17 protein-coding genes and 2 riboswitches are annotated in these 18,419 nt (G+C 35.7%); of the genes, 6 read left to right on the top strand and 11 right to left on the bottom strand.

Annotated elements, in window-relative coordinates:
* Positions 1-112: 112 nt before the first annotated feature.
* The gene (locus T479_RS09140) at positions 113-379 is read right to left on the bottom strand and encodes a hypothetical protein (protein WP_024363609.1); all 267 of its coding nucleotides are present in this window, start codon (positions 377-379) and stop codon (positions 113-115) included.
* Positions 380-615: 236 nt separating this feature from the next.
* On the opposite strand from T479_RS09140, the gene T479_RS09135 reads away from it, so the two are divergent.
* Entirely contained in the window at positions 616-1,323 is a 708-nt protein-coding gene (locus T479_RS09135) for a class I SAM-dependent methyltransferase (protein WP_227665432.1), read from the top strand.
* Between the two features lie 139 nt (positions 1,324-1,462).
* Here the strand turns inward: T479_RS09135 and T479_RS09130 are convergent, their stop codons facing one another.
* The 6 genes from T479_RS09130 to T479_RS09105 form a co-directional block, all read right to left on the bottom strand.
* Positions 1,463-2,080, bottom strand: a complete 618-nt coding sequence (locus T479_RS09130) for an NUDIX hydrolase (protein ID WP_025219317.1) — start codon at positions 2,078-2,080, stop codon at positions 1,463-1,465.
* A 147-nt stretch (positions 2,081-2,227) separates the two neighbouring features.
* Entirely contained in the window at positions 2,228-3,193 is a 966-nt protein-coding gene (locus T479_RS09125; protein WP_025219316.1) for a quinone oxidoreductase family protein, read from the bottom strand.
* Between the two features lie 121 nt (positions 3,194-3,314).
* The gene (locus T479_RS09120) at positions 3,315-4,397 is read right to left on the bottom strand and encodes a hypothetical protein (RefSeq protein ID WP_024363605.1); all 1,083 of its coding nucleotides are present in this window, start codon (positions 4,395-4,397) and stop codon (positions 3,315-3,317) included.
* Between the two features lie 198 nt (positions 4,398-4,595).
* Positions 4,596-5,951: a PepSY-associated TM helix domain-containing protein gene (locus T479_RS09115; RefSeq protein ID WP_025219315.1), complete on the bottom strand. Its 1,356-nt coding sequence runs from the start codon at positions 5,949-5,951 to the stop codon at positions 4,596-4,598.
* A 151-nt stretch (positions 5,952-6,102) separates the two neighbouring features.
* Positions 6,103-6,285 (bottom strand): hypothetical protein, encoded by a 183-nt coding sequence (locus T479_RS09110; protein WP_024363603.1) that lies wholly within the window; start codon positions 6,283-6,285, stop codon positions 6,103-6,105.
* Between the two features lie 214 nt (positions 6,286-6,499).
* Positions 6,500-6,690, bottom strand: a riboswitch (cobalamin riboswitch).
* 191 nt (positions 6,691-6,881) lie between these two features.
* Positions 6,882-7,592: a hypothetical protein gene (locus T479_RS09105; protein WP_024363602.1), complete on the bottom strand. Its 711-nt coding sequence runs from the start codon at positions 7,590-7,592 to the stop codon at positions 6,882-6,884.
* A gap of 674 nt (positions 7,593-8,266) precedes the next feature.
* Between T479_RS09105 and T479_RS09100 the strand changes: the two genes are divergently transcribed.
* The 3 genes from T479_RS09100 to T479_RS09090 are packed head-to-tail and all read left to right on the top strand — an operon-like array spanning position 8,267 to position 9,686.
* The gene (locus T479_RS09100) at positions 8,267-8,707 is read left to right on the top strand and encodes a LytTR family DNA-binding domain-containing protein (protein WP_025219314.1); all 441 of its coding nucleotides are present in this window, start codon (positions 8,267-8,269) and stop codon (positions 8,705-8,707) included.
* On the top strand, positions 8,704-9,135 hold the full coding sequence (locus T479_RS09095; protein ID WP_025219313.1) for a hypothetical protein: 432 nt from the start codon (positions 8,704-8,706) through the stop codon (positions 9,133-9,135). Before T479_RS09100 ends, T479_RS09095 begins: the two co-directional genes overlap by 4 nt.
* Positions 9,132-9,686 (top strand): DUF7010 family protein, encoded by a 555-nt coding sequence (locus T479_RS09090; RefSeq protein WP_025219312.1) that lies wholly within the window; start codon positions 9,132-9,134, stop codon positions 9,684-9,686. The genes T479_RS09095 and T479_RS09090 overlap by 4 nt, the downstream gene beginning before the upstream one ends.
* A gap of 18 nt (positions 9,687-9,704) precedes the next feature.
* Here the strand turns inward: T479_RS09090 and T479_RS23910 are convergent, their stop codons facing one another.
* The 3 genes from T479_RS23910 to metE form a co-directional block, all read right to left on the bottom strand.
* On the bottom strand, positions 9,705-9,854 hold the full coding sequence (locus tag T479_RS23910; RefSeq protein WP_024363598.1) for a hypothetical protein: 150 nt from the start codon (positions 9,852-9,854) through the stop codon (positions 9,705-9,707).
* A 320-nt stretch (positions 9,855-10,174) separates the two neighbouring features.
* Positions 10,175-11,419 (bottom strand): MFS transporter, encoded by a 1,245-nt coding sequence (locus T479_RS09080; protein WP_025219311.1) that lies wholly within the window; start codon positions 11,417-11,419, stop codon positions 10,175-10,177.
* A gap of 352 nt (positions 11,420-11,771) precedes the next feature.
* Complete coding sequence (metE, locus tag T479_RS09075; RefSeq protein ID WP_025219310.1) at positions 11,772-14,066, bottom strand: 5-methyltetrahydropteroyltriglutamate--homocysteine S-methyltransferase; 2,295 nt, start codon at positions 14,064-14,066, stop codon at positions 11,772-11,774.
* Between the two features lie 182 nt (positions 14,067-14,248).
* Positions 14,249-14,427, bottom strand: a riboswitch (cobalamin riboswitch).
* 225 nt (positions 14,428-14,652) lie between these two features.
* Between metE and T479_RS09070 the strand changes: the two genes are divergently transcribed.
* Positions 14,653-15,015: a VOC family protein gene (locus tag T479_RS09070; RefSeq protein ID WP_025219309.1), complete on the top strand. Its 363-nt coding sequence runs from the start codon at positions 14,653-14,655 to the stop codon at positions 15,013-15,015.
* A 43-nt stretch (positions 15,016-15,058) separates the two neighbouring features.
* Here T479_RS09070 and T479_RS09065 read toward each other — a convergent pair whose 3' ends face one another.
* Positions 15,059-16,753 (bottom strand): methyl-accepting chemotaxis protein, encoded by a 1,695-nt coding sequence (locus T479_RS09065; RefSeq protein WP_024363595.1) that lies wholly within the window; start codon positions 16,751-16,753, stop codon positions 15,059-15,061.
* A gap of 587 nt (positions 16,754-17,340) precedes the next feature.
* On the opposite strand from T479_RS09065, the gene T479_RS09060 reads away from it, so the two are divergent.
* Positions 17,341-18,273, top strand: coding sequence for a C40 family peptidase (locus tag T479_RS09060; RefSeq protein WP_024363594.1), 933 nt, complete (start codon positions 17,341-17,343; stop codon positions 18,271-18,273).
* Positions 18,274-18,419 lie beyond the last annotated feature (146 nt).

The following is an 18,419-nucleotide window of genomic DNA, read 5'->3' as shown; positions in this document are numbered from 1 at the left end:
TAGGGTTTACTGGCGATACTTGGGCTTTTAATGGCGATTTTCATAAAAAAGAGAATAAACGCGCCAAATTAAACGTCTATCCTCTTAAAGAAGAGTACAATAATTCCCCTTATTATCTAAATAGACTTAATAAAGACCCCATTTGCCTTAGCATATTAACCCCATTCGTTATTGTTCCTGCATGGCCCATCATTGCCTGTAAATTATTTGATAAATTTCCAAAGCGAGAAGTTTGGGGTTGTTGATTGTTGAACGTAAAAGGTTGTGGACTATTAAAATTGAAGGGTTGTACGCGTCTACCTTGATTCATAGGATCAAAACTTTGTCTATATCTTCTTGGGACTGGTCTCCTTCTAGGATTTTGCGAATAATATTGCATCAATTCACCTCCTATACATAAAACGTTTATATAGTATACGTTTAGAAATTTTTTATGTTTAGACTTTTGAAGAACCTACATCAAAATAAATAGTATAGAAGCGTTCGATGGAAACCTATTGAAAACTTATAATTAGACATTTCGTTTTGCTTTTTATCCTATCGTTCGTTTCATTCCTCCACTAGGAACCATACTATTTTTCTTTTCATATCATACAAACAAGAAGAAAAAAGAAGGTGATCGTTATTCAAAAATCCAAATATCTCGAATTTTTATCTAAATTTGGCGTTGGCGGGGCACATCCTGGGGGCATGGCGTTAACAAAGCAACTTTTGAAAAATGAGAACATTACCAAACACTCTCAAATACTAGATGTAGGCTGTGGTACAGGACAAACAGCCGCCTACTTAGCATCTCATTATAAAGCAAATGTTACAGGCATTGATAACAATGCCATTATGGTTGAGAAGGCTCAAAGCAGAATGGCAAAACACTCCCTACCAGTTCAAATTATTAAAGGTTCCGTTGAACAACTACCTTTAGCTAAACAACAATTCGATTTCATAATTGCGGAATCTGTTCTGTCCTTTGTCAACAAGCACAAAGCGCTCAACGAAATTTATCGTTTATTGAAATTTGGTGGTCAGCTAATTGCGATTGAATTTACGATACAACAAGAACTTGACGACTTGAGTGCGGAGGAAATCAAACAATTTTATGGCTTTGATCTGTTGTTCACGAAAAAAGATTGGGTAACACTATTTAAACAAACTGGTTTTCAGACGATTCACATTCGCAAAAATAAATCTTTTTCTTCAGCGCCTGAATTTCACTACTCACAGCAGATTGAGCCTGAATTGTACAAAGTCATGGAGCAAAACATTGAGATGAATGTAAAATACGAAGGGGTATTGGACTATCGAATTTATTATTGTACGAAGTAAGTTAAGGCGCGTATACTTTTCTTCTAAATAAAGAAAAGCATACGCGCCTTTTAAATAATTATGGAGATGTGCCCCTTATGTAGCGCATAGCTATTTTAAATAGGTGTGAGGAACAAAGCTGTGGAATGTAGCTATTCTGCTATTTTATCAGTTCTATAAAGTGTTTTAAAATTCGGGCGGTTAAACCCCAAATCGTGTATTGCTCATAATCAAAAAACCATTCTTCCATTGACCGCGTTCGCCATTTATACTGCGCACCATTAACAATTTTATCAAATGGAAAATCGATTGAAGGCATTGGTTCAGCCGATACTAAATGCATATATGGCTCATAGTTTAATAACCAGTCAATTGGTACGGTCAATACTTCTTCCACTTCGTCTTTGTTGTATTCATGAATAATTTGATTGATATCAATAATCGCTACAAATGGGTACGTTACAAATGAAGAAGATGTAATATATGGACTTAATGGTCCTACAACATGTACCGTTGTTGGATCGATGCCTAACTCTTCATGCGTTTCCCGTAACGCTGCAGCTAATGGAGATGCATCTGTGGCATCAATTCGCCCACCTGGAAAACTAATATCTCCTGGTTGCTTTCTCATTGTCAATGACCGTACTTCAAAAAGAATATGCCACTTGTCATCCACTTGTACTAATGGAATTAAAACGGCCGAACGAAAAGCAGTCTCTTCTCCAATAAATAGCGATTGATTTTGCTGTAACTGATGCTTCAATTTATCTAGAAACATGAGATTGTGCTCACCTCAATAGTTCATATTGTATTTTATCGTATCATGAATTAGTAGTTGGATAAACACTATCATATTCCAACTTTCAAATATGATAGTGTTACAATATCAAAGTAAAGGAGACAAGCAATCCTCCATCTGCATTGTTTAAGGTTGTAATAATATCTTACCGATACTTTTGCGACTTTCCAGTAAAGTATGTGCCTGAGCACCGTTTTCAAGAGCAAAAATAGTCGGCTCAGAAATTTTTATCTTACCATCTATAATCCAGTCGAACAGTTGTTGTGAACGTATTTTTCTTTCCTCAAAGGAAGTCAGTACATTCCAAAGGTCTCCCCCCGTTAACGTTTTCGAAGTATCCATTAACAGACGAGGATCCACCGCCACAGGATCTCCCCCTGACATGCCAAAAAACACCACTGTTCCACCGATTTTTGTTGCCTCTAAACTATCTTGCAGTGTAGAGCCTACCGATTCGTACACAACATGAACCCCTTGACCATCAGTAGTATCCTTCACATGTTGCACCCATTGCTCTTTATATAAAAAGATATGGTCCGCCCCGATGGCGTATGCTACTTGCGCTTTTTCTGTTGAAGATGTGAGACCAATGACGTTAGCCCCTTTTAACTTAGCCATTTGGATTAAGTTTTGACCAACACCACCTGCCGCTGCGTGAATTAAAACCGTATCACCTGGTTGAATCGCATAGCTATCTGTCACTAAATATTGTGCCGTTAACCCTTGTAATAATATGGCAGCCGCCATTTCAAAAGATATTTCAACTGGTAATAACATCACTTTATCATGTGGCACTGCCACTAATTCAGCATTCGCAAAGGGTACGTCCGCAAATGCAATGCGGTCGCCTACTTGGATATTGTGTATATTTGCACCGACTTTTTCAACGACACCAGCCCCTTCATAGCCTAAAATAAATGGTGGCTGACCTGCTAAATGATAATTGCCTTTCCGTCGATAAATATCAGCAAAATTTAACCCAACGGCCTTTGTTCGTACTAAAACTTCGTTATCTGTCAAAATAGGATCAGCTACTTCTTGATATTGTAATACTTCTGGTCCACCAAATGTTTCAAAAACTAATGCTTTCATTTTCTAACCCCTTGTTAAATGTATGTAGCACTATATTACGCTAAAGAAAAAGGTCAATACAACTCTTTAAGCTTGAAAAAAAGCCAGTAGTGAAAGCATTCACTACTGACTACTTGCCTTATTACTTTGCTGTTAACGTGACATTATCAGCAGTTGCCCAATTGTTAATGGGTAGCACTTTATATGTGCCACCAGCCTTTAATGTTTGGTCCTTTACATCAAATATCCCGACAGCACCTTTACGAGATGAATAGCGATATTGTGCTTGTAAAGTCGAGCCATCTTCAGCCTGCAATTCGACACTGCGACCTGCAAATAACTCCATACCAGGGTCCTGATCGAGTGTCACTTGGAATGATGTAGCATCAATTGGTTCAACCGACTTAATCGTTAAAGGCGCTATGTCAGTTGCTTTGAAGGTTGGATTTTTTATAGTTGCCCAGTCAGCTGACACGGTATAGTTTGTCCCCGCCTTTAACGCTTTTCCTTCTGGCAAGCGGAATTTTGGTGCTTGTCTGCCATCTGCAGCTTGTGTAAACAACACATAATCAGCTTGTAACTTTTCACCATTTTCTGCAGTCACTGTTACGACACGATCCCGTAAAGAGGAAATGACCTGATACTGCTTACCTTTTTCGTCCTTATTGTCATCATTCAATTGGAACGACAAGTCACCTCTCGCCTCTTTATAGGCTTCAATAATATTCGAATAATCAGTTACACCTTCATCTTTAAATGATTCAATTTCAAAAGTATCATTTGTCACTTGTTTCGTTTGGCTGAGCGTTATTTTTTCATCGATGCCATCAAAGGCCTTTGTTTCACCATCTTTGTATCTTAGTGTGTAGTTTGTTCCTGCCTTCTGCATAGTGACTGGCACAATATACGTACTTGTAGCACCAATTTTCAAGCGTGGCACATTGACAATACTTAAATCATGATTGAATGAAAAGGCTTTTTTTATTGTATCTAAATTTTCTACTTTCACACCTTCTTCGGACAATGGTTCAGAAAAAGTGACTTGTAAAGTCATGATGTTTATTGGCTTTATTTCTGTGATTTGCACTGCTTCTTTTGCTATCTCGTTTTTTGTTTCTTGTTGTGCTTGCCCTTGCTTGGATGTCTCCTGTTTATTGAGAAAATTACAACCTGTTAGCGTTAGCAACCCTGTTAAAAGAATGGGTATCATAATGCTTTTTTTCATAGTCAATTGGCTAACCCCTTTCGAATTTTTTGCACACGAATCCTTCAACATCGCAATTAGTTGGTCTACCTCCGTTACCATTCTTGCCCACTCCGTAAGATTGTTATACGTAGGGGTTTGTTACTCATTGCAAAGATTTCAAGTCAAAAAAAACTAGTATGCTAGGAGAAATTTTTAGCATACTAGTTTAAAAGGTTTTTAGTTCATGTCATTTGTCGGTTTATTTTTATTCATTGCTTTCATCGCGAATTCAACGAATGCGACAAGTATTAAAGATAGGCCAAATAACGGCATCATAACACCTAATAGAACGATTATCACGATAAAAGGAATCGAGATTTTCTGTGATAATTGAGGGGGTGCTGATAGTAGGCCTTTTTTCTTGCGCAATAACCATGTACGGAATCCCCAGAAAATAACACCTAAAAAGGCTACACAAACGAGTAAGTTAATTAGCTTATTTGGCCAACCAAATAAGTGACCTTCATGTAACGGAATTCCCCATGTGAACCATTTTGCCAAAATGCCATAGTCATCATAGTTTACCTTAGAAATAAAGTCACCACTATATTGGTCAAAGTACATTGTCGCTTCGTCATAAGGGCTCACATCGAGTCCTGTTACCCCTGTATTACTTGATTTAGCCACGGTAAAAACACCGTCATCACTTGTCGGATAAATAATGGAATATGGCTTTGTAATGCCATTAGCCTCAATTTGTTGTTGTAAACTTGCCACATCTAACTGATTTTCGTTTCTGCTTGTACTTGCAGCACCCATTCCATGGTGTGCATGTTTAGACGAAGATGGTGCTTCTTCCTGACGTGTTGCCCACGGAATTTCACTCATATCAGATGTCGGCGGTTGTTGTTGTAATAACGGAATACCGAAGGACGGATTATCTTGTGCTGCTGTATATATAAAGTTCCCCATAAATGCAGACCAAGGTAATCCAGTAAAAATGATAATAACCATTGGAATTGTAATAATCGTTCCAAGTAGGGCGTGCCATTTTCTATTTTTTTGTCGTTTATTTGCTTGTTTTACTTTCTTTAATACTTTTCCTTTAAAGGTCATGTATAGACCTGATAGCAATAAAAAGATTGCCCAACATGCCGCTAATTCTACTAAATAATTGACTACCGTTCCCCCAACAAACAAGGAGCTATGTAAGCTTCTTAACACATTAGAAAATGTGTATGTAGGGTCTTGATGACCAACAATTTGATTATTATCATCTAAAAACACATAGCGTTGATCGCCTTCACTATTTGACAGTGTTAATCGTGTATTGTAAGGCTCATCTAACTCAATAATTTTGGTTGTTGTATAACCCGCAAATGCCGCTTCCGCTTGTTGAACCCCTTCGTCGATTGTCAATACTTCGGTTTTGTTACTATTGCCAAAGAAGTAGTCCTCATATAAATGATCTTCTACATCTGTATAAAACAAGTACCCAATGCCACTTAATGTCAGTGTGATTAGAAGTGGTGTAATAAATAATGCCGCATAAAAATGCATTCGCCAAAAACTTGAATAAGTTGCATTTTTCATCTCTAGTTCTCCAATCAATTTTATATTAAAAGCAAATTTATTATATAAAATAAAAGTGAAATAAGAATGAAGTCCTAGAAAAAAATTAATAAAATAAAAAGACTACTCTCGCATCCCTTTAATGGGTTGTCGAAAGTAGCCTACGCTATTTTTAGCCGATTATTTCTTTTCTAACATTGCAATAAGCTGTATAAATGTCTGAATGATGCGCTTCATCTTGCCCAAAAAATTGTTCGACAAGCTCATTTAACGTTTTTCTAGCTCCATCAAACTGCTTTTGCATAATTTCATATTTAAAAAGATTTTCATAATACTCGATAACATGTGGATTCATGTGATACACTCCTTCATTTTTAGCATAAAAAAACATCTTTCCTTCTTTAGAAAGATGCCTACTATGACAAATACACGACATAATACGTCGATGGCCATGACAGAAAAAGCATTCTATTATGCATAGAAGCTACCCTTTTGACAATCGTCGTACTATGAGCATGCAGAAGAAATTCTCTAGTCACACTCAACACCCCCTATCCTCGTAGGTTTTTTGGTTGTACTAGATAAAGGCAGGTCTCCTGGCTTATGTTCATCACACGTTTCACCTTCCCATTACACAAACGTAACAGTGGTTTTTTGAAATGTGCTCCCATTTACAGTTGCGGGACAGCGTCGGCTTTTCACCGATCTTCCCTTTTAAACAAATCGAAATTCAATTTGTACCTCTATCTTATTATTCCGTTTTTATTATTATACCATAAAGAATTATGTACGTTGACATGTGTATATTATTTCGTGAACATGATACTTATCATGTAGCAAATATGATTGTAAGTTGGTACTATTTAAAGCCAAATATCATAAGACCCTCCTTCACATTGGCAAAGTTTTAGTCATGTAGGATTGTTCAACCCCTTAGTTTTTCTTTTTGAATTAAATGACCTCTTTAAAGCCTATTCGATGAATGATCAGACGATAGTCAGCGTATCCTTCTTCGGTCAGATACTGCTCATATTCGCCATAGACAATTACAGGCATATTGTTTTTATATGCGTGCTTCAAATTGCTAAGAAGTTTTTCGTTCACGTCAGAATTAGCGCCCTTATAGTGACAATTTACAAGCACAGAGTATTTACTTAGATAAAAAGATTTAGTGCCATCACTATGCTCTTTGAGTCCATCTGAAAGAATACCGGCTGTCCACAATAGAGGAAAATGTATTGCATAATAACTATCCTGCATGCCTAATTCTTTCAGCAGCACATTTGTATATTTATCTTGATCCTCAAAAGTAGAGTCCAGCTCTAACGTATCAAGACGTATTTCTCCTACGTTGTCATACTTTTCAAAACTCGAATCTTCTCCGTCTAAAATGTCCGACTCTTGAAGTTCTACTACCGTTGCTTGATTTTCTCCGATAGCAGTATGCTCAGGTGGTACTATATAATCTGCGCCGCCCCGCTCCTCTATTCGTTCTTTCGCTGCCTCCAAACTATCTTCACTGAACATAGACTCTACCTGTTCTTGCGTATAAATTTCCTTTTCCACTTCGCCCATAGATGCTTCTTCTGGCTGCGAACTACACCCTGCAATCATTAAAAGTAAAGGTGCGAAAATTGTTATAACTACGCTTGTTATTTTCATATTACATACTCCTCTCTCGTTCAATTTTATTCGAACTCTTTTATAATACCTCAAATAAAGTATATTTGGACAACTGTTTCCATTTGTAATAAAAATAGCCAATTCTCCAAAGTAGGTCTATTTTATATTTAACCAATTATAAAAAAGCGCTGGACGTTTCAATAAGGAATAGCTTCTATTAAAAAGATGAGCCCCTACAAGTATATGGCTTTTAACGTGCTTACTTTAATATCTACAGCAATTGAAATAGGCCAATACAGTTTGACCTGTGCTGCTCATACAACTTTATGCAATTCATGTTTCAAGTCATAACATCTGTCTATTTCCATCAAACCATTTCCTTTTTATATAATAAAAGCCCATCACAATCAGCTGTGGAAGGCAAAAGAACTAGTCCTCTTTAATTAATTTTTATAATGAATTTGCTAAAAAACATACCACTTGTTCCAATTCGTCTGTTAAAGAATTGTGTACATTGACACTATTCAAATAGATTACTAATATCTAGCATAGTGGCAAATTTTACATTTAATACATATTAATGCAATATTCATATATCGTTGTATAGCTTACTAAATCGAGTTGCAACAAAGTCAATTTTTTTTGCAACAAATCGAAAATTCATGGTAAGAACAAACCGGTGTTGCTACGATTAAAACTGAAAGGAGAACAACATGAAATTCAACTTTATTTGGAAAAACAAACAACCGTCATGTGAAATTGACATTATTAGTAACCCATCAAATCAAACATTACTTTCTACATTGGAACAGCATTTTTTACAATCTATACCATTAAGTGCAACAGATTTTAAAACAAATCGGCAGGTACTGATTGACCTCCATACTATCGAAGCCATTGAAGCAGCTGGTCATTTTACTAAAATCTTTTTAATAGATGGTACTGAACTATTACTGAATAAGATTTTAAAAGAACTAGCTTACTTAGAATCTTTTAGATTAGTACGCATTAACAATTCAATGATTTTAAATTTGAATCAAATCCAGTCGTTTGCTTCAGGAAGCCACGCAAGACTGGAAGTTATAACAAAACAACAAAATAAGTATATTGTCAGTAGACATTATGCAAAATCTATTAAGGAGAAATTGATATGATCAAAGACTTAAAAAATAGCTTTTTGTCCACTTCATTTTTGGGATTGATTTGGATTGTGTTTTTAATAACACTTTTTAATTTACATAAAGAACTGGTCAACTTTTATTATATTTGGAATTTAATTGGTATTAGTGTACTACTTGGTATCGTTTTTGGTATCGCCTACCCTTACTTATGGAACTACTCCACTTTAAAAGGTACGTTCAAAATTATCATTAGTACGTTTTTAAATTTTTTCTGTGGCGTAGGCATGGTCTACCTTTTTTCAGGGCAAATGTTAGCATTTATTCAACCTTATTTGTTGCTGATTTTCGCCATCACGTTGATAGGTCATATCATCGGGTTTTACTTTTACTCAAAATATGAAAATAAAAAACTAGCAGATAGTTTGAATCAATCGCTAGAACATGAAGGAGACAGAAAATGAACATTAATACTAGCTTACACGTACTTTTAAATGATATTGCGCAAAAACAAAAGAAGGGCCTCCCTTTTATTATGGCTTCCCTCTTTATTTGGGGAGTGATTACAACAATCGCATTACTTCCTATAGATTTAATGATTAAAAATATTGGCATTTTATCTTGTGGTGCTTTACTGTTTCCCGTTTCAATTGTTTGTGCCAAAATAGTAAATGTCGATTTATTTTATAAAGAAAATCCATTGATTAATGGTCTACTGATTGCGACAAACAATCAAATTTTATACTTAATCATTTGTATTCTTCTATTAATTAAAGCACCAACGTTGGTTTTACCTGCATATGCAATTATTTACGGTGCCCATTTGTTACCCTATGCATTTTTTTACCAATCAAAAAACTATCAATATAGCGCTATCTTTATTTGTATAGCCATTTTGGTCAGTATGCTATTCTTCCATTTAAATAGTATGTATATCCCGATAATCGTAGAGGTTGGTGTACTTTTCTTATTTTTAATGTTAAAGAAGGAAATAAAAAAACATAGGGAGCTCTAGTCTTCCTATGTCTTCATATTATTTATCTGTTTGTTCTTGCTTCTTTTTCAAATACTCCGCACGTATTTTTTCAATTTGCTGCTTTTTATCAAATTTGGCAGGTTTGTTTTTTTCATGATACTTTGCCACAGCTACCTTACCTTTAGTATCCAATTGATATTTCCCCACGCTTATTCACCTTCTTTACTCGTCCTTAACAAAATCTACTCAACACATATACTATACCTTATTTTACTGAAGTAAACCTTATTCGGGTACTGCTAGCCCTGCATATATCCATAAAAACAGAATAATTTACTTAAAATAATTCATTACTTAAAATAATTCATTACTTAAAATTACCGATTATTATAAAATCATCAATCAAATCTTTAATTTTGTCCAAAATAAAAACTACCCTTCTAGTTATTTGTTACACATAACAAAAAGAGAGTCTGCTTTTGAAATATAAAATAATCGTATCATAAAACTAGTACTAACAATACAACTTAGACACTGGTATGACTGCGTTTTATATTGAAGTTTCTAATAACAGCGGATGAAAATGCATAAACCGTCACTAATGTGTAGATCATCCCCGCTAGAATATACACATTCACGATTCCTATTTTATCCGCAAGGAAACTACCAAGAAATAAAGCAAAAGCATAAAAAAATTGAATTAGTATATTTCTAACAGCAAATACTCGCCCTAAAATTTTGTTTTCAGCATATTCTTGAAGTAAAGACTCCTGTACTATATTTCTTATTTGATATGGTAAACCCGTAAAAAAGGAAATTACTAATGCGATAATAGGAATAGTGTTTAATCCGTATGCAAAAGTAATTAATGCAACACCTAAGGAAGAGTAAATAATCACTTTTCCACCAAAAAGACGAATTCGATCTGCATACTTGGCAGTAATTAAACCTCCCACTATTGATCCAATAAGAAACGTGGCACCCTGATAGCCCCACCATTTTTCACTTGAATCTAGAATTTCTACAGTAAAGGATAAAAGGAACGTTGAAGCCCAAACAATATTTGCAAATGCTTCTCCTATATCCATCATAGTTATCGATTTTAAAACTTTATTTTTCCATAAAGTATTTAAACCTGTTTTAAAATTGTAGATAAATGAATAGCCAACAGGAATAACGTTGTCTTCTTGCTTTTCAACTGATAAAAACATAATTAAAACTGTTGAAATTAAGAATGTAAAACTTATTAGATAAATACTAAGAATGGAACCAAACGTTAAAACAATTGGTATTGCGACAATCCAACCCGCTGTTGTAGTAATTTGAATCACACTTACTAAAAAGCTGTTTGCCCGAATAAGCTGTTCTTTCTGTACGATGTTTGGTACTATAGCTGATCTTGCTGGTATAAAGAAGCTACTTATAATCGTTGTTAAAAAAGTCGTGATATATACAACAATAATATTTATTCCAATATAAGAAACTATTAATGCTAAGAAAAAAACTAAAATACAACTAAACAAATCTGAAAATAACATAATTTTCTTATGGCTGACTCTATCTAGAAAGTTGCTTGCAATAAAGCCTCCAACAATCGAAGCAATGGTATTTAGAACTAATATAAAAGAAGCACTTGCAATAGAGCTAGTAACTGTATAAACAACTGATATTACAGCTACATTTAGTAATAATCCACCAAATGCATTAAACACTAGGCTTGTTAATAGAAGAATAAAATTAGCATTTTTAAGCACCATTTGATTGTCTTTCATATAAGCCCCCTAAATAAGAAAATAAATGATTTTAAAAATCTTATAGCAAATAAGTATTTTGTTTTTATCATAATACTAAAAATTCAGAAAAAATAAAATAATATTTTTTTACTTGCTTTTAGTATTATTTTCAAAAATAATTATCAAAAATTTAATTTAAATTTAATAAATTTCAAGATATTATAATTTTCTTAATTCTGAAATACTAGCTTTTATAATATTTTTTTATGTTCACATTAATTTATTGATTTTAATAAAATAAATTTAATATTAGCATTTATAAAACATATAACAATTTTGCATAGTCTTAAAAAACCCCCTAAGCACTTTTACGCTTAGGGGGCTGTCTCAATTAGTACGTTGATTGTTGGATTTGTTGACGCAATGTTTTGGTAGCTGCCACCATATTGGCAAGTGCCGCAATAGTTTCTGGCTCTTTTCTCGTTTTCAACCCGCAGTCTGGATTGACCCAAAATTGATTAGTCGATAATACTTGTAGGCTATCTTGCATGATTTTTAACATTTCTTGTTCATTCGGTACACGAGGGCTATGAATATCGTAAACACCTAATCCAATCCCTTTTTCATATGGACGGATGTGTAGCGATGCAATCAGCTCTCCATGGCTACGAGACGTCTCAATAGATAGTACATCAGCATCGAGTGCACTAATTGGTTCTATAAAATCATTGAACTCACAATAACACATATGTGTATGAATTTGAGTTTCATCCTTTACGTTCGCCGTTGCTAGCTTAAATGCATTCACGGTCCAGTCCAAATAAGCGCCCCAATTTTCCGTGCGTAATGGCAAGCCCTCACGCAAAGCAGGTTCATCGACTTGAATAATAGCAATACCGGCCGCTTCGAGTGCCTCTACCTCTTTCCTTAAAGCAAGTGCTATTTGATAGGTCACATCTTTCCGTGGAATATCATCCCGTACAAAGGACCAGTTTAGGATTGTTACTGGCCCCGTTAACATTCCTTTCACGTAGCGATTTGTTAAACTTTGAGCATAGGCTGTTTCTTTCACTGTCATAGGTGTCGCCCAAGCAACATCTCCGTAAATAATCGGTGGCTTCACACAGCGGGAGCCATACGATACGACCCAAGCTTTTTCTGTAAAAGCAAACCCTGTGAGTTTTTCACCAAAGTATTCCACCATATCCGTACGTTCGAATTCACCATGCACAAGTACGTCGATCTCTAAATTTTCTTGTATTTCAATCCAACGTTTCGTTTCTTGTGCGACAAATGTTGCATAAGCTTCATCGGACAACTGTTTCTTCCGCCATGCACTACGTGTCCGTTTTACCTCATCCGATTGAGGAAAGCTACCTATTGTAGTCGTTGGGAATAACGGTAATTGAAGTGCCTGTTGCTGAATTCGTTGACGCGTTTTAAAATCACTTTGCCGTTCAAAATCCTGTGTTGACACTGTTTGCACTGCCCTGTGAACAGCCTGATTATTTCGAACAGGATGTTTTTTTAACGCTTCGATCGCCTTCATACTTTCTGAAATAGTGTAATTTGTTGCATGATTTTTTTCGTTTAAATACTTTGCTACCTCTGTTAGTTCCACTAATTTCTCATCTGCAAATGCAAGTGCATTTTTTAAGACTGGCTCTAATTTTGTTTCTAGTGCTGTGGAGATTGGCACATGCTGTAAGCTGCATGATGATTGAATCCATAGCTCCTCGGCACTGGTCAGTTGTTCAATTGCTCTAACTGTTGTACTAACCTCTGCTAAATTAGCGCGCCAAATATCTCGTCCATTAATAACGCCGGCTGCCAATACTTTATCCTGTGGAAAACCAAATTGACGTAGCGCCTCCATATTATGCGTATAGCCATGCACAAAATCTAAACCAATTCCTTTTACTGGTAGTTCGATAAGCATTTTATAAGCTGATAATGATTCAAAATAAGTTTGTAGCATGATGTTCGCCTCGGGGACAGTTGCTGCTAATTGTATATAGATTTCTTGCACTAGTTTAACCTCTGTCTCATCTAATGAGGTAACTAAGGCAGGCTCCTCCAATTGAATCCAATTAGCACCGGCTGTAACGAGTTCTTTGATAACCTGCGTATAAAGTGGTAATAGTGCTAAAATAAATGCAACTTGCGATACTTTATCGTAGCCTTTTGTTAGCTTACAAAAGGAATAGGGCCCAATCAGCGTTGGTTTGGCTGTAATACCAAATGCTTCTTTCACTTCAAGGAAATCCGCAAGAATTTTATTTTCTGTTAACTCCAGAGCTTGCCCTTCAAATTCTGGTACGATGTAATGATAGTTGGTATTAAACCACTTTGTCATTTCGCTGGCGACTGCATCCTGATTACCACGCGCGATTCCGTAATATGTTTGTAATTCCACTTTGCCTCCTTGCCAACCAAAGCGCTTGGGAACTAAGCCAAACATTACTGCTGTATCGAGCATTCTGTCATATAGTGTGAAATCCCCAACAGTCACAATATCTAAGCCAATACGGAGCTGCTTATCAATACGAGCAAGACGAATTTCCTTCATTTTTTGTAAAAAATCAATTTCTGTCAGCTCATTTCTCCAAAAAGCTTCTAATACTTTTTTCCATTCACGTTCTCCCCCTATATATGGGTAACCAATTGCTGTCGTTGAATACGTCATATCCTTCTCCCCTTTAATTAAAATAAAAAAACCATCTTCCTTTTCAGGAAAATGGTAGTCATTGTCAATACAATTTAGCTATGATGAAACGATACGATAAAGGTTGATTATCGTATAAAGATTCGTTGTCGCACAGTGCCAATTGGGTCACATCTCACCACCTATTTCCACGTAGGTTATTTGGTGTGTACTAGATATTGGTAGGTCTCCTGGCTTCTCATCAACACGCCTCACAGCCTTCCCAGTCTCCCAGTGGCATTTGTGAATTGCTCCGATTTACAGTTGCGGGACAGCGTCGGATTTGCACCGACTTCCCTTTTAAGCCAAACTTTCATTTGGCACCAACTCTTACACAATATTTAATTATGTTGTTACTATAACACACATTTTTCTGAAAAGTATAACTTTTCTAAAATCAATTTATTGATTAAGTACTTATTTGCTGTCAAAATAAACGATACTTGTTATTAAGGAAATATTATTCTAATAAACGATAGACTTATTATCATACTTTAGAAGGTATTCCAAGTAGTGAAGCGAAGTATATAGTTATACGTAAATATAAAGGAATTAAAGGAGGATTATGATGATTGTCGGTTTACATCACGTACAGCTTACCATTCCAAAAGATTGTGAGGAACAGGGGAAAGCGTTTTATTGCCATGTACTGGGGCTAAAAGAAATAGAGAAACCCACCTCCCTTCAAGGACGTGGGGGCTTTTGGTTACAAGTAGGAAATCAAGAAGTACATGTTGGGACAGAGGACGGGTTTGATCGATATACAACAAAAGCGCATATTGCCTATCAAGTTGACAACGTAGCGCATTGGAAGAACGTCTTATCCGAACACCAAATCGAAATACTTGATTGCGTTCCAATTCCACATGTTGAACGCTTTGAATTTCGAGACCCTTTCGGTAATCGAGTAGAGATGATGCAACCCATCTAAATGACAAAAGCAGCCAATATTGCAAAGTGGCTGCTTTTATTGTTTATAATTTAAAATGCTGTACTTCTTTGTTTAAACGTTCAGCCATCGAAGCGAGATCATCTGTATTTTTTGAAATTTCATCCATCGTTACGACTGTCTCGTCGATTGTTGCAGTCGTTTGCTCTACACCTGCTGCGGACTGTTCGGATATAGCAGCAATTTCATCAATAGAACGATTGATGTGCTCTGTTGTTGTTGAAATACCTTGTAAATTTTCTGTTATTCCTTGAATATTACTAAACATACTATTAACCGCAGAGGCTATTTGTTCAAAGGTTGTATTGGTATTCGTAATTTGCTCTGTTCCTCTTTTTACTTCTTCATATCCCGTTTGAAGGGAAGCTGTTACACCAACCGTTTCGTTTTGAATGCGCCCCACAATGGATGATATATCTGTGACCGAATAAGAAACCTGTTCCGCAAGTTTGCGCACTTCAGCAGCTACAACTGCGAAGCCTTTTCCCTGTTCTCCAGCCCGTGCCGCCTCAATTGCAGCATTTAACGCTAATAGGTTTGTTTGATTGGCAATATCGTCAATAACTGATACTAACTTAGAAATTTCTTGCGATTGTCTATTTAACCCTGCTACTTTTGCAACAGCCTCTTGCACGATCGTATCAATGGCAAACATTTGCTGTGTCGATGTGTTCATTAATTGTTGACCGCTTGTCGTAAGTTGTAATACTTCACTTGAATAGCCTTGTAAATCAATGCCTTGTGCATTTGCTTGTTGGACATTTACTTTAAATGTATCAATTATTTGCGCTAAGTCACTTGCATTATGTGCTTGGGATTCCGAACCACCCGCTAACTCAAGCATCGTCAATGCTATTTGTTCTGCACCTGTTTTTACATCTAGCGAAGATTGTGCAAGCTGCTCACTATTTGCAGCTACATTCCCCGCAACAACATGGATTGATCCAATAATTTCATGAAGTTTTTGATTGAGCGTGTTTGTCGATTGTACCAGCAAGCCAATTTCATCTTTCATTCTTTCTGGCAATGGAGGCTGACTTATATCGCCATCTGCCATTTGCGATATTTTTTCAATTACCGCTTTTATCGGATTAGCAATCATATGCGCTGATATGTAAGCGGTTACAATTGCGATTAAAGTTATCATCACGCCTATTGCTAACCCTACATTCAGTGACTCTTTCGATTGGGCAATCATTGCCTGTCCTAGCTCATTAATAGAAGCTTCTCTTGCCTGCGCAAGCCCCTCATAACCTTTTCTAACCTCTGTAGCAAGCGAGTCAATAGAATTTAAGTTTTGTATAGCCAATTCTACATTTCCTTTATCATATTCATCAAACACTTTCGTTTGCACAAAACCTCGCCATTCCCTTGCTTTTTCTACAGTTTTCGATAGATTTGTATCAGTTGATAATTCCGTTAATAGTTTATTATTTTCTTCAGCAATTTTTACGTATGCTTCAAATTCTTTTTTATATTTCTGATCACCAGTCAGAACATAGCTTTTTGCAGCAGTTGTTCGAACACTGATTGTGGATGCTAACTTTTCATTTGCTGTTAACAACTGTAATTCTTTATAAACAATTTCTTCGCCAGCAGAAATGACACGCTTATTGGCAAAGTAGCTATACGTGTTAAAACAAGCAATAAAAAATACAACAATGAAAAATGCACTCAAAATTTTTGCTCGAATGGTTTTGAACCTCAGTTTCTGTAACATACCATTTTCCCCTTTCGTTAGTGAAATTATATCAATTACTTCTACGAAACAACATTTTTCGCTAGCTTTTGAGGATGAAAGTCTTGCTTGTTTTCTCCCTAAATATAACATATTATCCCTTTAACTCCCATGACTCGAACTATGTATTTCATAACAAAAGATGATAAGAAATAAGGTTGTAAAGCGTGCTTATATAAGCATTATTCGAGAAAAAAAGTTATTTTTCTATCATAAAATATTCTTAATTTGATTTATAAAATTCGTATGGCAGTACGCTCTATTGCCACATTGCTTATCATTTTTTAAGTATTCTGACTTCCTTTTAAATTCTATTGTAATGTTATTTAATATAGAAAAAGATCCGATTGTTTATAACACAATCCTACTTTTATCATCACAAACTGAAACATTTGTAATGAAACTGTAAATTCAAGCGATAAAGCCTTTACTATCAAGGTTTTCAGGTAGGTTAACGTGCACTGTGGAAACATTTACCTAGCAGAACCCCGTGTTTTTCATGCTACGATTATTGCAATGGCAAGCAAACAGAAAAATTTACTGCTCGCTTACAGGAGGTAAAAAACAGCATGAAAAAACATTTTTTAACAACTACATTAGCATTGTCGATTGGGTTTAGCTCATTCGGAATCGTTCAAGGGACATTTGAACCGATAAAAGTGGAGGCAGCGACGACAAATGCGCAAAATAATGACCAGGCCGTTGCAGCAAAGGCCGATCAACTGATTCAAACAGGGAAAAGCTTAATTGGTAAGGCTACATACAGTAATAGCGTGTACAAGTCTACATATCCTTACAAATTTTCTTGTGCTTCATTCCTTATGTATATTTTTGAAAAGAATGGTGTAGATCTTGGTACGTATAATGAAAATTACATGATACAACAAGGGACATATGTTGCAAGAAACCAATTGCAAAAAGGTGACTTAGTATTCTTTAAAAGTAAAAAAACAGGCACGGATCCTGATCATGTAGGCATGTACATTGGTAATAACAAAATTATTCATATGGCTGATTCCAAGCAAAATATTGTCATTTCAGATATGAATAGTAAGCCATATTATAAAGACAATTATGTATCTGCTCGCAGAGTATTACCAACATTATTATCTGCCAACCCCGCAACAAAGGGCGATAAAATCGTAGAAAATGCGATTACTTATAAAAATAAAGCAACAATTAGTTCCACAATTAATGAACAAAGTTTACGTTTTACAGCACCTGGTTTCGTTGAATATGTCTACCGTAAAAGTGGCGTAAAACTTGGTACTACAAACTTAAAAGAACTTATGGCGAAAGGAACTACGGTGTCACGTGCCAATTTGAAAAAGGGTGACTTAGTATTCTTTAATGGTGTGAAAGGTTCGAAAAACCCATCGCTTGTAGCTATCTACGCTGGCGATCAACGTCTCATTATCCCAACTTCAAGCGGTGTTACGACAAGAGTACTATTTGTTGATTATTATAAGGAACATTATTTAACAGCAAAACGAGTATTTTAAAAGACATACAATCTGGCAATAAACAATTGAATGACTGCTAGCAAATATATAAACATAAACATAGCATACAAAGCAGTGTCATTGACACGTTTGTATGCTATGTTTCGCTTTAAATGGTTGGATGAATTTTACATCGTTAAAGTCTT

The organism is Lysinibacillus sphaericus (assembly GCF_000600105.1).
Classification (GTDB): domain Bacteria; phylum Bacillota; class Bacilli; order Bacillales_A; family Planococcaceae; genus Lysinibacillus; species Lysinibacillus sphaericus.
Note: the sequence above shows the minus strand (reverse complement) of the source record. Positions and strands in the feature narration are given on the sequence as shown.

Excerpts from the sequence above, each read along its gene's own strand:
- T479_RS09140 (WP_024363609.1), bottom strand. The coding sequence starts at position 379 with ATGCAATATTATTCGCAAAATCCTAGAAGGAGACCAGTCCCAAGAAGA.
- T479_RS09130 (WP_025219317.1), bottom strand. The coding sequence starts at position 2,080 with ATGTTTCTAGATAAATTGAAGCATCAGTTACAGCAAAATCAATCGCTA.
- T479_RS09125 (WP_025219316.1), bottom strand. The coding sequence starts at position 3,193 with ATGAAAGCATTAGTTTTTGAAACATTTGGTGGACCAGAAGTATTACAA.
- T479_RS09120 (WP_024363605.1), bottom strand. The coding sequence starts at position 4,397 with ATGAAAAAAAGCATTATGATACCCATTCTTTTAACAGGGTTGCTAACG.
- T479_RS09115 (WP_025219315.1), bottom strand. The coding sequence starts at position 5,951 with ATGAAAAATGCAACTTATTCAAGTTTTTGGCGAATGCATTTTTATGCG.
- T479_RS09110 (WP_024363603.1), bottom strand. The coding sequence starts at position 6,285 with ATGAATCCACATGTTATCGAGTATTATGAAAATCTTTTTAAATATGAA.
- T479_RS09105 (WP_024363602.1), bottom strand. The coding sequence starts at position 7,592 with ATGAAAATAACAAGCGTAGTTATAACAATTTTCGCACCTTTACTTTTA.
- T479_RS09100 (WP_025219314.1), top strand. The coding sequence starts at position 8,267 with ATGAAATTCAACTTTATTTGGAAAAACAAACAACCGTCATGTGAAATT.
- T479_RS09095 (WP_025219313.1), top strand. The coding sequence starts at position 8,704 with ATGATCAAAGACTTAAAAAATAGCTTTTTGTCCACTTCATTTTTGGGA.
- T479_RS09090 (WP_025219312.1), top strand. The coding sequence starts at position 9,132 with ATGAACATTAATACTAGCTTACACGTACTTTTAAATGATATTGCGCAA.
- T479_RS09080 (WP_025219311.1), bottom strand. The coding sequence starts at position 11,419 with ATGAAAGACAATCAAATGGTGCTTAAAAATGCTAATTTTATTCTTCTA.
- metE (WP_025219310.1), bottom strand. The coding sequence starts at position 14,066 with ATGACGTATTCAACGACAGCAATTGGTTACCCATATATAGGGGGAGAA.
- T479_RS09070 (WP_025219309.1), top strand. The coding sequence starts at position 14,653 with ATGATTGTCGGTTTACATCACGTACAGCTTACCATTCCAAAAGATTGT.
- T479_RS09065 (WP_024363595.1), bottom strand. The coding sequence starts at position 16,753 with ATGTTACAGAAACTGAGGTTCAAAACCATTCGAGCAAAAATTTTGAGT.
- T479_RS09060 (WP_024363594.1), top strand. The coding sequence starts at position 17,341 with ATGAAAAAACATTTTTTAACAACTACATTAGCATTGTCGATTGGGTTT.